This window comes from Bacteroides sp. 3_1_13 (assembly GCF_001185845.1).
GTDB lineage: Bacteria > Bacteroidota > Bacteroidia > Bacteroidales > Bacteroidaceae > Bacteroides > Bacteroides xylanisolvens.
The window spans coordinates 445,753-461,992 of record NZ_KQ236955.1 but is presented as its reverse complement, the minus strand read 5'-3'; the positions used below and the strand labels follow the sequence as shown (position 1 = coordinate 461,992).

Annotated in this window: 13 protein-coding genes, 1 tRNA gene and 1 pseudogene; 13 read left to right on the top strand and 2 right to left on the bottom strand. The window is 41.7% G+C overall.

The features are described from left to right. Nucleotides 1-11: 11 nt before the first annotated feature. From HMPREF9009_RS01885 to HMPREF9009_RS01845, 9 genes and pseudogenes are all read left to right on the top strand, one after another. Nucleotides 12-785, top strand: a complete 774-nt coding sequence (locus HMPREF9009_RS01885; RefSeq protein WP_004302417.1) for an endonuclease/exonuclease/phosphatase family protein — start codon at nucleotides 12-14, stop codon at nucleotides 783-785. A 7-nt stretch (nucleotides 786-792) separates the two neighbouring features. After that, nucleotides 793-1,572 carry a hypothetical protein gene (locus HMPREF9009_RS01880; protein WP_049701285.1) on the top strand — a complete coding sequence of 260 codons (780 nt, stop codon included), beginning with the start codon at nucleotides 793-795 and terminating at the stop codon, nucleotides 1,570-1,572. Between the two features lie 13 nt (nucleotides 1,573-1,585). Further along, nucleotides 1,586-3,127 (top strand): hypothetical protein, encoded by a 1,542-nt coding sequence (locus HMPREF9009_RS01875; RefSeq protein WP_049701284.1) that lies wholly within the window; start codon nucleotides 1,586-1,588, stop codon nucleotides 3,125-3,127. 241 nt (nucleotides 3,128-3,368) lie between these two features. Further along, the gene (locus tag HMPREF9009_RS01870; RefSeq protein ID WP_049701283.1) at nucleotides 3,369-4,172 is read left to right on the top strand and encodes an inositol monophosphatase family protein; all 804 of its coding nucleotides are present in this window, start codon (nucleotides 3,369-3,371) and stop codon (nucleotides 4,170-4,172) included. A 43-nt stretch (nucleotides 4,173-4,215) separates the two neighbouring features. Continuing rightward, nucleotides 4,216-4,698: pseudogene (locus HMPREF9009_RS01865) on the top strand (ComF family protein); the annotation flags it as partial. Between the two features lie 64 nt (nucleotides 4,699-4,762). Then, nucleotides 4,763-5,143 (top strand): ISAon1 family transposase N-terminal region protein, encoded by a 381-nt coding sequence (locus tag HMPREF9009_RS01860; RefSeq protein ID WP_049701282.1) that lies wholly within the window; start codon nucleotides 4,763-4,765, stop codon nucleotides 5,141-5,143. Next, entirely contained in the window at nucleotides 5,109-6,101 is a 993-nt protein-coding gene (locus tag HMPREF9009_RS01855) for an ISAon1 family transposase (RefSeq protein ID WP_182425236.1), read from the top strand. The genes HMPREF9009_RS01860 and HMPREF9009_RS01855 overlap by 35 nt, the downstream gene beginning before the upstream one ends. Before the next feature lie 75 nt (nucleotides 6,102-6,176). After that, a complete protein-coding gene (locus tag HMPREF9009_RS01850) occupies nucleotides 6,177-6,548 on the top strand; it encodes an ISAon1 family transposase N-terminal region protein (RefSeq protein WP_008640050.1) in 372 nt (123 codons plus the stop codon). Between the two features lie 40 nt (nucleotides 6,549-6,588). Then, nucleotides 6,589-7,524 carry an ISAon1 family transposase gene (locus HMPREF9009_RS01845; protein ID WP_008025715.1) on the top strand — a complete coding sequence of 312 codons (936 nt, stop codon included), beginning with the start codon at nucleotides 6,589-6,591 and terminating at the stop codon, nucleotides 7,522-7,524. A gap of 117 nt (nucleotides 7,525-7,641) precedes the next feature. On the opposite strand, the gene HMPREF9009_RS01840 is transcribed toward HMPREF9009_RS01845, so the two are convergent. Beyond that, nucleotides 7,642-7,715, bottom strand: a tRNA-Asn gene (locus HMPREF9009_RS01840). Nucleotides 7,716-7,792: 77 nt separating this feature from the next. Here HMPREF9009_RS01840 and HMPREF9009_RS01835 point away from each other — a divergent pair. After that, a complete protein-coding gene (locus HMPREF9009_RS01835) occupies nucleotides 7,793-8,782 on the top strand; it encodes an adenosine kinase (protein ID WP_049702202.1) in 990 nt (329 codons plus the stop codon). 46 nt (nucleotides 8,783-8,828) lie between these two features. Then, the gene (locus tag HMPREF9009_RS01830) at nucleotides 8,829-10,517 is read left to right on the top strand and encodes a S41 family peptidase (RefSeq protein ID WP_049701281.1); all 1,689 of its coding nucleotides are present in this window, start codon (nucleotides 8,829-8,831) and stop codon (nucleotides 10,515-10,517) included. A gap of 136 nt (nucleotides 10,518-10,653) precedes the next feature. Here the strand turns inward: HMPREF9009_RS01830 and HMPREF9009_RS01825 are convergent, their stop codons facing one another. Further along, nucleotides 10,654-11,844, bottom strand: coding sequence for a sensor histidine kinase (locus HMPREF9009_RS01825; protein WP_049702201.1), 1,191 nt, complete (start codon nucleotides 11,842-11,844; stop codon nucleotides 10,654-10,656). Nucleotides 11,845-12,027: 183 nt separating this feature from the next. Here HMPREF9009_RS01825 and ahcY point away from each other — a divergent pair, with 183 nt between their 5' ends. Further along, complete coding sequence (gene ahcY, locus HMPREF9009_RS01820; protein WP_049702200.1) at nucleotides 12,028-13,446, top strand: adenosylhomocysteinase; 1,419 nt, start codon at nucleotides 12,028-12,030, stop codon at nucleotides 13,444-13,446. A gap of 151 nt (nucleotides 13,447-13,597) precedes the next feature. Continuing rightward, on the top strand, nucleotides 13,598-16,111 hold the full coding sequence (locus HMPREF9009_RS01815; protein WP_049701280.1) for a YfhO family protein: 2,514 nt from the start codon (nucleotides 13,598-13,600) through the stop codon (nucleotides 16,109-16,111). Nucleotides 16,112-16,240: the final 129 nt, after the last annotated feature.

Here is a 16,240-nt window from a genome sequence, read left to right as displayed (position 1 = left end):
AAAACAAATTTATGAAAGCACTTTTAAAGCCCATTGTATGGGTATGCCTTTTCTTCTTTGCGTATCAAAGTACGTATGCGCAGGCTCTTAAAATAATGAGCTATAATTGCCGGATGTCCGGACAGATGACTGGTTACTCGGTGAAGGAGTATGCTGTATTTATCAGGAAATACAATCCGGATGTTGTAATGTTGCAAGAGATAGATTACAACACAAAAAGGAATAAAAATCAGGATTTCACCACTCAACTGGCTGCGGAGTTGGGATTGTTTTCCGTATTCGGGAAAGCGATGGATACTGGTGGTGGAGAATATGGAGTAGCTATCCTTTCAAAATATCCTTTTGTTTATATCAATAACAAAACTTTTGAAGGTATAGACGGAGCCAAAGAACCCCGGACACTATTATATGTAGATATTCAGGAACCGGGAACTTCAGACGTAATCAGGATAGGAACGACTCACCTGGATCATTCGACGGACCTGATAAGGAGCGCAATGGCTGAACAGATTAATGAACGGATTGGTACGGGAGATACCCCGACACTGCTGGGGGGAGATTTTAATGCCCGGACCGACTCTAATGTGATTTGTGAGGTAATGAAGAACTGGCAGAGAATCTGCGATGATACATTCACCTATCCGGCAGATCAGCCGACAATCAAGATTGATTATATATTCGGACTTCCACAGAATAAGTGGAAAGTGAAGTCGTTTAAAGTTTTATCTAATCCGGAAGTATCTGACCACAGGGCTTTGTTTGCTGAAGTTGAATTTGTAAAATGAATGAAATATGAAATCAAACTATCTATATCTGCTATTTATATGTGCCATCTCTTGTCTGTTCGTTTCGTGTAGTGATGAGGATAACAAGGGAGAAGATATTCCGGAATGGAACCGGTTCAGAACAACTAACGTATTGGTTTATGCGCACTTGTCAGAGCAAAACTTATTTAGCTCTTGTAGTTATAAAGAGGTGGCGTCATCTATCAGAAACACTGTTCATTCAGTGGCATTGTTGGACAGGACGAACGCTGTCTATGGGCAAACTGCAATCATAAATACGGGTACGGAGACTGCTAGAGAGAGTAAGAAAGTGCCGGTGTTTGTACCTGTCAGCTATAGTAACGGAGAGAAAAAGATAATCGGCAGTACTGTGCTTTTTCCTTCTACTATTTCCGAAATGACACAATATGTAGTAAAAAACGATTGCAGATATCTTGAAACAAAAACAGAAGCAGTGAACGGAATAGATATGCTCTTCTGTTCTGTATCATTAAATAGTGAAGACCTGATAGCTCCGGCTGTCGACGTTTTCAAGAAAAAGGTAAACGAACAGACGGTTCTGGTAGGCACTGTTAAACGTGCGTTATTGCCTAATCTTGAGTCGGCAATTACTTCTAACTTAACTTCTGATACCTATTCTTTTGTAGAAGTGGAAAATAGAAATAGAGACTCCGAGTATTGTATATTTGTCCTGACTTCACACAAATGGGCTTTTAGGAGGGTAACCGAAACAAGTGTAAGCGGAGATTTACATTGTTTTCAATTACAAATCGAATCTTTAAAATAAAAAATGAACGGTCATGAAGCAATATATCAAAAATATAATGATCCTGATACTTGCCCTTCCATGGGGTTTGTTGTTGACAAATTGTAGTGATAGTGAGTCTGATTATTCGGACGACAACGCGTATCCGCCACCTACTGTAGAACTCACTTCTCCTTCCGAAATAGATGTGGTGGAGTATAACTCGACGGTGACTGTATCTGCTAAAAGTTTTTCTGCTGTGGGTATACATAGCATATATGCTACCTTGTTGAAGATGGATGAAAATGGAGAATATGAAGAGATAAACGCGACTGAACGCCAACGTTTAAAGATAGATACCTTGCAAACTGATATGACACTTGAATTTGACTTGAATGTCAAGGTCAACACGCGTGAAGCAGCCGGGATACTGGTAACATCAACGGACGTTTTGACAAAAACGGCACAAAAGGTAATACCTATTAAAAAGATAACTAAACTTCCATCCCAGATATTCACCGAACCATCAGATTTCCCTGTTTTAGTACCTGATGAAGAGGTTTCTCTGTCTGTGGTGATTCGTTCTGCTGTGGGCATTAAGTCTATAAAACATACATTGTGTAATAAAGTACTGGGTGACCTGAAGGAATATACGACTATTCCCGTATCAGGCAATCCGTTGGAAATGGAATTTATCCTAAAAACTGTCGTAGACAATAAAGAGACCAATGGAATCAAAATTGTGGTGGAAGATATAGAGGGGTTGAAAGAGGAAAAGATTATCAATATCGAAGGTCTTGAGGGTGTTGACAATAATGTTGCGCTTGTTTTCAACAATATCGAAATGGCACCCGAATGGGAACATTCAACAGAACCGGATCAACCTTATATTTTCTCCATAGAGGGAATAATGGTACAAGGTGTGCAAAAGCATGTATTAAGCCTGAAGGAAATTAAAGGATATGGCTCAAAGGCAAATAGCGTAGACTTTGCTTTCATCAATATATGGAGAAATCCAAGCTTTGTTGCCGTTAAAAACAGAGGTTTCTCTTATGTCAGTGCGTCAAGAATTAATGGAGGCCCGATAGGGAGAGCTTATGATGTGAATGACTGGATTAAACCGGCAGGTGTTACCACTAGCAAAACGGGGTTTGCTCTTATTCCCGATGATAAAGTTACTGATCTTGGTATTGATGTGATGATGGAGAATGCGGCTTCGGACGTCAATACTTTTGAAGCGTTGAATGTGTTGCAAAGTATAGTTAAAAGTATAGCTGAAGGAGGTGCTGATATGTTAATGCAAAGAGTCAATGCGTCTGATGGATACCCGAATGATCCTTGTAGTTTGCAGATAAAAGACGGTACTTATATTGCCTTTGTTACTGAGGCGGGCAAATACGGTGTCATTCATGTCATTGAAGCCGCAAACGATATGGATGCATTAGTTGCCGGAGGATGTAAAATAGCTACTCCTACAGGAGTGGTAGGAAGCCAGGGACCAGCCTACTCGGGAGCTGGCATAACTGGACTCACTTATGATGGTGTGGCATTACTCTATGGACGTACCTGTAAGTTGAAAATTGTGGTTCAAAAGTAATGTTGTTATAAATTAAGGGATAAAGAACAATACATTTATATTTTGATGTAAAAGTTAAGAAAGGCCGGCTCATAAAAGAATATGAGCCGGCCTTGTTTTTAGATGTTTCTTTTAATATTGGTTATAATAGTTTTGATGTTATCTCATTAATTTGCGTATCAAACACGAAAATATTATTTTCCTTTATGCTTTTTGCCGGAAAAGCTATAACTTCGAAGCACTTTTTAATTTGAGTAAATAAATGTTAGATTTGAAGCAGCTTACAACTGATGTATGCCGGATTGCTACAGAAGTTGGATCTTTTTTAAAAGAAGAACGAAAGAACTTCCGTCGTGAGCGTGTGGTGGAAAAACATGCACACGATTATGTGTCTTATGTAGATAAAGAATCTGAAGTGCGTGTGGTGAAAGCCCTAACTGCTTTACTGCCTGAAGCGGGATTCATTACAGAAGAAGGCTCTGCCACTTATCAGGATGAGCCATACTGTTGGGTGATTGACCCCTTGGATGGAACTACGAATTATATTCATGATGAGGCTCCTTATTGTGTGTCCATCGCTTTACGTAGCCGTACCGAACTTCTTTTAGGCGTCGTTTATGAGGTTTGCCGGGATGAATGTTTCTATGCCTGGAAAGGCGGAAAAGCGTTTATGAATGGCGAAGAAATTCATGTGTCGAACGTTGAGGACATCAAAGATGCATTTGTCATTACAGAATTACCTTATAATCATCTGCAATATAAACAGACTGCTCTTCATCTCATCGATCAGCTTTATGGGGTAGTGGGAGGTATTCGCATGAATGGCTCGGCTGCTGCCGCAATCTGTTATGTAGCTATTGGGCGTTTTGATGCATGGATGGAAGCATTTCTCGGAAAATGGGATTATTCTGCAGCGGCACTGATTGTTCAGGAGGCGGGAGGAAAGGTGACTGACTTTTATGGTGAGGATCATTTCATAGAAGGACATCATATTATTGCAACGAATGGAAATCTTCATCCTGTCTTTCAGAAACTCCTGTTAGAAGTTCCTCCATTGAATATGTAGTTGCAATATGTAGGTGCTATTGCAACTTTAAATCTCTATTATTATGAAACACACACTTCTTATCAAAGACTGGCTTAGTTCCTTCTTATCTTTGCTATTTCCCCGTTGCTGCGTTGTTTGCGGCCGGCCGTTAGCAAAGGGTGAAGAATGTATTTGTACAGTATGTAATATCAATCTACCCCGTACTAATTATCATCTTCGAAAAGATAATCCGGTAGAACGGCTCTTCTGGGGACAAATCCCTTTGGAACGAGCTACTTCTTTTTTCTTTTATGAGAAAGGAAGTGACTTCCGCTTGATTCTTCATCGGTTGAAATATGGTGGACAAAAGGAAATAGGTGCAATTATGGGGCGGTATATGGCTGCCGAGCTTTTATCGTCCAATTTCTTTCAGGGAATTGATGTGATAATTCCCATACCGCTTCATAAGAAAAAACAGCAAATCCGTGGTTATAATCAGAGTGAGTGGATTGCTCGTGGTATTGCTGCTGTAACAGGAATCCCCATCGATACAGAATCAATATTGGCTCACCCGCAATTTCTTGGGGGTAACTATTTGTAGCTTTCTTTAAAGTGATTACTTTTGTAATATGACAGAAGCAGCATTAATATCTTTAGCTCAAATAGTACTACCAAGCGAAGTCCTTTCCTCGTTTGATATAACTAAGGTAGAAAGTACCGATACCGAGATTAACATTCATCTTGATGAAAAGATGTACGATACTTTACGTAATGATGTTCACTTTGAATCCAAAGGTTTTATTCCTGCGGTTTCCATCACCGATTTCCCCATCCGCGACCACAAAGTAATCCTTTTGCTCCGACGCCGTAAATGGGTTGATATTCGTACCGGCAAGAGTTTTATTCTACCTCTTAAAATAGCCGCCGAAGGCACCCGCTACTCCAAGGAGTTTGCGGCTTTTTTAAAAGAAACGTATGGACACATCCCCGGTGACCTGCCGTACGCTTGATGATTTCTATCATATTGACGCATCTACCTTTGAGAAGCAATACAAGGATGTGCTAAGCGGTTATCGTAATTGGGAAGAGTTGAGCCATGCGGAAGAGTGGCTTGTCTTTCCTGAGAACATTGGCCCTAATCTGGCTATTGACGAGACTTCCCTGTCGAATGGCGACCTTTATACAATAGTAACCAACAGGGACAGGCATGGTCGTGAGATGTGCCTTGTCGCCATTGTTGCAGGGACGAAGTCAGAGACGGTCATAGCGGCTTTACGCCATATTCCCGAACACCTGTTGGACAGTGTAGAAGAAGTGACACTTGATTTATCGGACTCAATGCGTAAAATAGTCCGCTCCTGTTTCCGCAAGGCATCTCGTGTAATAGACCGGTTCCACATCCAGAAATTAGCTTGCGATGCAGTGCAGGAAATGCGTATCAAACTCCGCTGGGACGCAATCCAGGAAGCCAATGATGAGATGGAAGAAGCAAAGCAGAAAGGGGAATCATATGTGCCTATGAGATATGAAAATGGAGATTCAAAGAAAGAACTGTTGGCAAGAAGCCGCTATCTGCTGTTTAAATCCTCCGAAAAATGGACCCCAGCACAAAAACAAAGAGCCAAAATTCTTTTTAAGGAATATCCGGAATTGGGACAGGCGTATGGATTATGTCATTCACTCAGAATGATTCTTGCCAAAAATACAATCAAAGATGCGGCAAGATTGAGTATGGCTAAATGGTATAATAAAGTGGAAGAGGCAGGCTTTCATGCTTTCAATGTAATTGCAGCAACCTTCTATGAACATTATGATGATATTCTTAACTTTTATAATAAAAGATCCTCTAATGCGGCGGCTGAATCCTTTAATGCGAAAATCAAACAATTCAGAACCGCATTAAGAGGAGTAGTGGATGAGAAATTCTTCCTCTTTAGACTGGCTAAGATTTATGCATACCCCCAATGATTATCGGGTGAGCCCCGTTATGATGGCTCAGTCTGAAACCTTGGGGGATTGCGTTAAAATTCTTATTTTTGCATCATGAAAACATCCTCTTCCCAAACGATTGATCCTGTTGCTTCTTTAAGCTTGTTCTTGCCTTCAGGAATCCTTGATTACTTTACCCTAGTCAATCATGTTTCTCAGGATACTTGCTTTATTCTTTATTTAGAGGAGAAAGCCACTATTCCTGCTGAGTACTCTGATCTCCATCTTCACTCAAAAGGTTTCCTCCCTGAGATTGAAGTTCAGGACTTCCCTATCCGTGGTAAAGCCGTTTATTTACGTATCAAGCGTCGTCGCTGGGAAGATCCATCCACTGGGCAGACATATAGTCGTGACTGGAGTTTGGTAGCCACCGGTACTCGCATAACCGCTGAGTTCGGTGCTTTTTTAAAAGAATTACTTAGATAATCACGCCGTTAGCTGCCAAAGTGTAGCTGAGCATTACTGTATGGATGGCAAACAGCTTCAAAGCCAATATAAAGACCACCTGAGTGACTTCCAGAATTGGGATCAGAGAGCACATGCCCAAGAGTATATCCTTTATCCAAAGAATATGGGTTATCACCTATGTATTGACGAAACGGCTTTAAGTAAGGGAGATCTTTATACCATCTTAATAAATAGAGATAAGCGAGGTAGGAAAGGTTCTATTATAGCTGTAATTCAGGGCACTAAAACCGATGATATCATTGCGGTACTTACAAAGATGCCACAGGAGCTGCGTAATCAGGTCAAAGAAATTACACTGGATATGGCAGGGAGCATGCAAAAGATTGCCAAAACGTGCTTTCCACGTGCCATGCAGGTGATTGATAGGTTTCATGTACAAAAACTTGTATACGAAGCTGTACAAGAGTTGCGCATTACATATAGATGGCAAGTGATAAAAGAGGAGAATAAAGCTATGAAAGCGGCAAAAGAGAAGGGGGAAGTATATAAAGCAGAAGAACTCGAAAACGGAGATACACTCAGGCAATTATTGGCCAGAAGCAGATATTTATTATTTAAATCACCTGATAAATGGACCAAGAGTCAGAAAATCAGGGCAGAATTACTTTTCAAGCAGTTTGAAGATATTAAGCACGTATATTACTACTCATTGGAGTTGGGAAAGATCTTTTCCACAAACTATGACAAGGATGTAGCAAGAGCAAAGCTGGCACTATGGTATAATAAGATTGAAGAATATGGATACGATACATTCACAACAGTAGCAAACTCTATTGAGAATCATTATGAAAGGATTCTGAACTTCTTTGTGAACAGGAGTACAAATGCAGCAGCGGAAGCATTTAATGCTAAAATCAAAGCATTTAGGGCATCATTTAGAGGAGTAGTGGATATGAGCTTCTTCCTTTTTAGGCTAGCAAAGGTATATGCATGAAGGGAATTGACTAAACTTAATCCCCCAAGAATTACAACTGAGCCGTTATGATCCGAAAAAACATTGGATCCGAAAAATAAAAAAAGAGATAAATCTTCTGATTTACCTCTTTTTTTGCTCTTCCTCTTGGACTTGAACCAAGGACCCTCTGATTAACAGTCAGATGCTCTAACCGACTGAGCTAAGGAAGAATGTTTTTCTCAATTGCGATGCAAAAGTACTAGGTTTTTTTGAAATATGCAATATCTTTGCAAAAAAAATATTAGGAATGGACAAAATAATAGGATTGGGCAACGCCCTGGTAGACGTACTCGCAACCCTGAAGGATGATACTCTTTTGGATGAAATGGGTTTACCCAAAGGAAGCATGCAGCTCATCGATGACGCTAAGTTACAGCAGATTAACACAAAATTTTCACAGATGAAAACCCATTTGGCAACAGGCGGATCGGCAGGAAATGCCATCCTCGGACTGGCTTGTTTGGGGGCTGGAACAGGATTTATCGGAAAAGTGGGAAATGATAATTATGGAGAATTTTTTCGTGAAAATCTGCAGAAAAATAAGATTGAAGACAAATTATTGACCTCGGACCGACTACCTTCCGGCGTGGCATCCACTTTTATCTCACCGGATGGGGAGCGCACTTTCGGAACCTATCTGGGAGCAGCGGCTTCTTTGAGAGCGGAAGAACTGACGTTGGATATGTTTAAAGGTTACGCGTACCTATTTATAGAAGGCTACCTCGTTCAGGATCATGAAATGATTCTTCACGCCATTGAACTGGCTAAAGAAGCCGGTTTGCAGATTTGTCTTGATATGGCTAGTTATAACATTGTGGCTAATGATCTGGAATTCTTCACCTTGCTAATAAACAAATATGTCGACATCGTTTTTGCAAACGAAGAAGAAGCGAAGGCCTTTACCGGCAAGGAGCCGGAGGAAGCTTTGAGAGTGATTGCCAAGAAATGCAGTATTGCTATTGTAAAAGTCGGAGCAAGCGGTTCTTATATCCGCAAAGGAACAGAGGAAATAAAGGTTTCGGCCATTCCGGTTCAGAAAGTGGTGGATACTACCGGTGCAGGTGACTATTTCGCTTCCGGATTCTTATATGGATTGACCTGTGGATACTCGTTGGATAAATGTGCAAAAATAGGTTCTATTCTCTCGGGAAATGTTATTCAGGTAATCGGAACAACGATGCCACAAGAACGTTGGGATGAAATTAAGTTAAATATTAACAGGATTCTGGCAGAATAACAAAGGATTAAGCTACTTTTACGACTCATTTAGATTAAAAAGAGGTATGAAAAAATTGCTGAACAGGCGAATAGCTATTGTTGCAGTAGCGGTGATAGCCACAGTTGCTTTCTTTAGTTTCAAGAGCGGAGACGACCGTAATTTCCAGATTGCAAAGAATCTGGATATATTTAACGCGATTGTGAAAGAACTGGATATGTTCTATGTAGATACCATCGATCCGAATAAAACGATTCGGGAAGGAATCGATAATATGCTTTACACCTTGGATCCTTATACGGAATATTATCCGGAAGAAGATCAGAGTGAGTTGGAGCAGATGATTAAAGGATCATTCGGTGGTATAGGTTCTTACATTGCTTATAATACGAAACTAAAGCGTTCGATGATTTCTGAACCTTTCGAGGGAACACCTGCTGCAAAAGCCGGACTGAAAGCGGGAGATATCCTGATGGAGATTGACGGAAAAGACCTTGCCGGTAAGAATAATGCGGAAGTCAGCCAGATGTTGCGCGGACAGGCGGGTACCAGCTTTAAGTTGAAGATTGAGCGTCCGAATGTGAAAGGCGGACGTACGCCGATGGAGTTCACAATTGTGCGTGAATCTATTCAGAATCCGGCAATACCTTATACTGCCGTATTGGATAACAATATAGGTTATATCAGCCTTAGTACTTTTTCCGGCAATCCTTCCAAAGAATTTAAAAAAGCACTGCTGGATTTGAAGAAACAGGGAGCTACTTCATTGGTGATAGACCTTCGCAGTAATGGCGGCGGACTGTTGGATGAAGCAGTAGAAATTGCGAATTATTTTTTGCCGCGTGGAAAAGTGATTGTGACGACCAAAGGAAAAATCAAACAGGCCAGTAACACTTATAAAACGTTGCGTGAACCGTTGGATTTGGATATTCCGATTGCAGTACTGGTAAATAGCGGAACGGCTTCTGCTTCTGAAATCTTATCAGGTTCTTTGCAGGATCTCGACCGTGCTGTGATCGTTGGTAACCGTACTTTTGGAAAAGGACTGGTACAGGTTCCCCGTTCTTTGCCTTATGGCGGAACGATGAAAGTGACTACCTCCAAATATTATATTCCGAGCGGCCGTTGCGTGCAGGCTATTGATTACAAACATCGCAATGAAGACGGAAGTGTTGGCACTATTCCCGACAGTTTAACTAAGGTATTCTATACGGCTGCCGGACGTGAAGTCCGTGACGGAGGTGGTGTAATGCCGGATATTACGATCAAACAAGAGAAATTACCGAATATCCTTTTCTATTTGGTACGTGATAATCTAATCTTCGATTATGCAACGCAGTATTGTTTGAAACATCCCACTATCGTTGCTCCGGAGAAGTTTGAGGTGACAGATGCTGATTATAATGATTTTAAAGCATTGGTGAAGAAAGCCGACTTCAAGTATGACCAACAGAGTGAGAAGATTCTGAAAACGTTGAAAGAAGCTGCCGAGTTTGAAGGATATATGGATGACGCTTCAGAGGAATTCAAAGTGCTAGAGAAGAAGTTGAACCATAATCTCGACCGTGACTTGGATTATTTCTCTACCGACATAAAGAAAATGATTGCTACTGAAATTATCAAGCGTTACTATTATCAACGTGGTAATATAATCCAGCAGTTGAAGGATGATGACGGTTTGAAAGAAGCGATGAAAATACTGAATGATCCGGTGAAATACAAAGAAATGCTTAGTGCTCCGGCTGCTAAGAAATAAAGAAATATTTTTCAAATATAGATAAACGGAAAACGCGGCTTTGTCATCGACAGGCCGCGTTTTCTGTATCTAATTGTAAATAGTCATATAAGTGTCGTTCCCGGATACAGTCATTTGTATCCTCAAACTGACACATTTATTTGCGAATCAAAGGGAGAGTGAAATAGAACCTGCTTCCCTGCCCCTCCTGGGAGCGCAGCCAGATACGTCCTCCCATTTTTTCTACTAACATTCTGCAAAGAGTCAGCCCCAATCCGGTTCCCTGAACAAAATCGTTGACCTTTCCAAAGCGGCGGAAAATAGTGGCAACTCTTTCTGCCGGAATACCGATGCCGCTATCTTTCACGTAGAACTCTACAAATTCCTCTTTTTCCTGATACCCGAAATGAATTTCTCCTTTGGGGGTAAACTTCGTGGCGTTACTAAGCAAGTTACTTATAATTTGTATAATACGATTCCAGTCACCGGAGGCATACATGTCCGCATCTACATCATCTAAAATAAGTTTGACTCCGTTTTGCGTTTTATGGCAAAATTGTTGCTCCAGTTGCAAACAGATATCTGTTAACTTGACCGGACGGATGTTGAATTTTAAGGAGTCGGCCTCCAGTGAGGCCAGATCCAGAATATCGTTGAATAGATTCAGTAACATTTCCGAATTTCGTTCGATGATTTCCGCATATTGATTCTTCTCTTCCGTAGATGTTGCGTAAGTGATTAGTTTGGAGAATCCGACAATCGCATTGAGCGGGGTGCGTATTTCATGGCTCATGTTTGCAAGAAAAGCAGATTTCAGCCGGTCCGACTCTTCTGCTTTGACTCTGGCGGCCTTCAGCTCTTTCTGTTGTTGCGCGTTCGTCTGTTCTGCCTCCCATTGTTGGGATATATCACGGCACATACACAACAGATATTCATTATCCAAAGGAAAGATGCGGTTCTCGTAGTGATGTAAAACACCGTCCAACATCAGGTCATGTCTGGCTGTGGAACTTTCTCCCGTGAGGATCACTTTATCCATATTCTTGCGGACACTCTCATAAGCTTCTTCCGGCAGAATATCTTTTACGTTAGTGGTGGTGATATTACTGGCATTGATACCTTCTACGTGGTTGGTTGCCGGCGAAGAAGCAAGCTCTATAATATTGGCATCATGGTCGAAGACGGTGAGCATATCGGGGAGGGCATCCAATATCCGGGTGCTGTATTTATCGCGAAAACGTTCTTGGGAAGGAGGCAAAGAATGAGAGGAAAGAAAATCTATCTTCTCTTCTAATTGTTCGATTATTTCTAAAAGTTCCTCCTTCGTTTTGCCCTCGTAATGTCTCATAGAAGATTTATTGTTATTCATTAGAATATTGTAGAAATTGTTTTATCTGTTGCAAATATAAGACAATATTCCGAGACGCGGATTGCCTCCCAAGTTATTATAATATAAAAAAAACGGATAGCTTTTGCCCTACTAATCAGAATGTTCTATCTTTGCATCCATTATATATAAATGATTTACAATATGTCTACAGAATTATTCTCTACTCTGCCCTATAAGGTGGCAGATATTACGCTTGCTGATTTCGGACGCAAGGAAATCGATTTGGCAGAAAAAGAAATGCCCGGCCTGATGGCTCTTCGCGAAAAGTATGGAGAATCCAAACCGTTAAAAGGTGCCCGCATTATGGGATCGTTGCACATGACCATTCAGACGGCTGTGCTGATTGAAACGTTAGTGGCTTTAGGAGCTGAAGTACGTTGGTGCTCTTGTAATATATATTCAACGCAGGATCATGCGGCGGCTGCAATTGCTGCTACGGGTGTGCCTGTGTTTGCATGGAAGGGGGAGACTCTTGCTGATTATTGGTGGTGTACATTACAGGCATTGAGCTTTGCCGGTGGTAAAGGACCGAATGTGATTGTAGATGATGGCGGTGACGCTACGATGATGATTCACGTAGGTTATGATGCGGAGAATAATGCTGCCGTATTGGATAAAGAAGTACATGCAGAGGATGAAATAGAACTGAATGCAATCTTGAAGAAAGTGTTGGCGGAAGACAGTACTCGCTGGCATCGTGTAGCGGAAGAAGTGCGTGGCGTGTCTGAAGAAACTACGACAGGCGTACACCGTTTGTATCAGATGCAGGAAGAAGACAAACTGTTGTTCCCGGCATTCAATGTGAATGATTCGGTCACAAAATCTAAGTTTGACAACCTGTATGGCTGCCGCGAATCGCTGGCTGACGGTATCAAGCGTGCAACGGATGTGATGATTGCCGGAAAAGTGGTGGTAGTATGTGGTTATGGTGATGTGGGTAAAGGCTGTTCTCATTCTATGCGTTCTTACGGAGCGCGGGTGCTCGTGACGGAAGTAGATCCGATCTGTGCATTGCAGGCTGCCATGGAAGGCTTTGAAGTGGTGACTATGGAAGAAGCTTGCATGGAAGGCAATATTTTTGTGACTACTACAGGTAATATCGATATTATCCGTATCGACCACATGGAGAAAATGAAAGATCAGTCTATCGTTTGCAATATCGGTCATTTCGATAATGAAATTCAGGTAGATGCCTTGAAACATTATCCGGGTATCAAATGTGTGAACATCAAACCACAAGTAGACCGTTATTATTTCCCGGATGGACACAGCATCATTTTGCTTGCTGACGGTCGTTTGGTAAATTTGGGATGTGCAACTGGTCATCCGTCATTTGTGATGAGTAATTCATTTACCAATCAGACATTGGCACAAATGGAACTGTTCAACAAGAAATATGATATCAATGTATATCGCTTGCCGAAGCATCTGGACGAAGAAGTTGCCCGCCTGCATCTTGAAAAGATCGGTGTGAAACTGACCAAGTTGACTCCTGAACAGGCTGCCTATATTGGTGTGTCAGTGGACGGACCTTATAAGGCAGATCATTATAGATACTAATTAGATTTACGATTTGACGATTTACTATTTACGATTGATAAATGTGGGAGATCGGTATTCTACCGTTATCAATTGTAAATATTGGATTGTCAGATCGTAATTTATTTTATATTCAAACTTCAATCGTAAATAGTAAATCGTGTCATTGCAAATGAAAAAGTTTCTTCCCGACTTAATAGCCATTCTGGCTTTTATCATTCTTTCTTTCGCCTATTTTTTTCCGGCTGATATTGAAGGTCGTATCTTGTTTCAGCATGACACGGCTGCCGGAGTCGGCGCAGGACAAGAATCGAAAGAGTATTTCGAACGTACCGGAGAACGTACGCGCTGGACGAATTCGATTTTTGGAGGTATGCCTACCTATCAGATGTCTCCGAGTTACGACTCGACAACGTCCCTGAAAGGGGTGGAGAAGGTTTATCGCCTCTTTCTCCCGGATTATGTAGTGCTGACTTTTATTATGATGCTCGGATTCTATATTCTTTTGCGGGCTTTCGGAATATCGGCTTGGTTGGCAGGATTGGGCGGAGTGATATGGGCTTTTTCTTCCTATTTCTTCATTCTGATACCGGCAGGGCACATTTGGAAGTTTGTGACGTTGGCTTATATCCCACCTACGATTGCGGGTGTCGTTCTGGCTTACCGGAAGAAATACTTGTTGGGTGGAATTATTACAGCGCTGTTCATCGCCCTTCAGATTCAGTCGAATCACATTCAGATGAGCTATTATTTCATGTTTGTGATCCTGTTTTTTGTGGGAGCGTACTTTGAAGATGCTTATAAAAAGAAAGAACTGCCCCATTTCTTCAAGGCCAGCGCAATTTTGGCATTGGCTGCCGTGGTAGGAGTTTGTATCAATATCTCCAATCTGTATCATACTTATGAATATAGTAAGGAGACGATGCGCGGCAAGAGCGAATTGAAGCAGGAGGGCGCTGCGGCCAGCCAGACAAGTAGCGGGTTGGACCGTGACTACATAACCAACTGGAGTTATGGTATTGGCGAGACATTGACGTTGCTGGTTCCGAACGTAAAAGGAGGAGGATCAGGGTCTACGATGTCGCAAAGCGAAGTTGCTATGGCAAAGGCCAATCCAATGTATAGCGGCATTTATTCGCAGTTGCCGCAATATTTCGGTGAGCAACCGTGGACAGCCGGTCCTGTATATGTTGGGGCATTTGTGATGTGCCTGTTCGTATTGGGTTGTTTCATAGTGAAAGGTCCTCTGAAATGGGCATTGCTAGGAGCTACTATCTTCTCGATTCTGCTTTCATGGGGAAAGAATTTCATGGGATTGACGGACTTCTTTATCGATTACGTCCCGATGTACAATAAGTTCCGTGCTGTATCTTCCATTCTGGTGATTGCTGAATTTACCATTCCTTTGTTGGCGATTTTTGCTTTGAAAGAGATTTTGAGCAAACCGGATACGCTGAAGTTGAAAGAGAACCGTGGAGGGGTGATTGCCACTTTGGTACTGACTGCTGGTGTTGCGTTGATTTTAGCTGTTGCTCCGGGTGCTTTCTTCTCCGGTTTTATTACGACACAAGAGATGGCTGCTTTGAAACAAGCACTTCCAGCCGAACATTTGGCTCCGTTTGTGGCAAACCTGACTGAAATGCGTGAAGCTATTATTGCTTCGGACGCATGGCGTAGTTTCTTTATTATAATGATTGGTTGCCTGTTTTTATTCTTATATCAACAGCGGAAGTTGAAAGCTTCTTTCACATTGGCTGGTATTGCGCTTTTATGTTTGATAGATATGTGGAGCATTAATAAACGCTATTTGAATGACGAACAGTTTGTGCCGAAATCCAAACAGACAGAAGCGTTTGTTAAAACACAGGCGGATGAGATGATCCTTCAGGATACTACTTTAAATTATCGTGTGTTGAACTTTATAGGCTTCCCCGGTAATACGTTTAATGAAAACAACACAGCATACTGGCATAAAAGTGTCGGAGGTTATCATGCAGCGAAGCTCCGTCGCTATCAGGAAATGATCGATCATCATATCATGCCCGAAATGCAGGAAACCTATCAGGCGGTGGCTACTGCCGGCGGACAGATGGACAGTGTAGACGCTTCCAAATTCCGTGTACTGAATATGCTGAATACAAAATACTTCATTTTCCCTGCCGGAGAGCAAGGGCAGGCTGTTCCTGTGGTAAATCCTTATGCATACGGCAATGCGTGGTTCGTAGATAAGGTGCAGTATGTAAATAATGCAAATGAAGAAATCGACGCTTTGAATGATATTCTTCCAACGGAAACAGCCGTAGTGGATGTGAAGTTTAAAGAACAATTGAAAGGTGTGACAGAAGGATATAAAGATTCTCTATCTACCATCCAGTTGACTAGTTACGAGCCGAATCGTCTGGTCTACAAGGCTTCCACTCCTAAAGACGGAGTTGTTGTCTTCTCCGAAATATATTATCCGGGATGGCAGGCGACTATTGACGGTCAGCCTGTCGATATTGCCCGTGCAGATTATATCTTGCGTGCGATAAATGTACCGGCAGGGGAACATACCATCGAAATGTGGTTTGATCCACAAAGCATACAGGTTACAGAAAGTATTGCTTATGCGGCACTGACTTTGTTGTTGATCGGAGTTATAATCTTTGCGTTGATGCAGCGCAGCAAGATAGCGAAGAAGCCTTAAGCGAAATGTAATAGTCATTAACCTTCATGATGTATTGTAAGGTTGTAAAATAAGGGCGGCACTCCTCCTCACAAAGAGCGCCGCCCTTATTTTACATTCACTAAAAAAATATGAAAAAACAAACGCTGT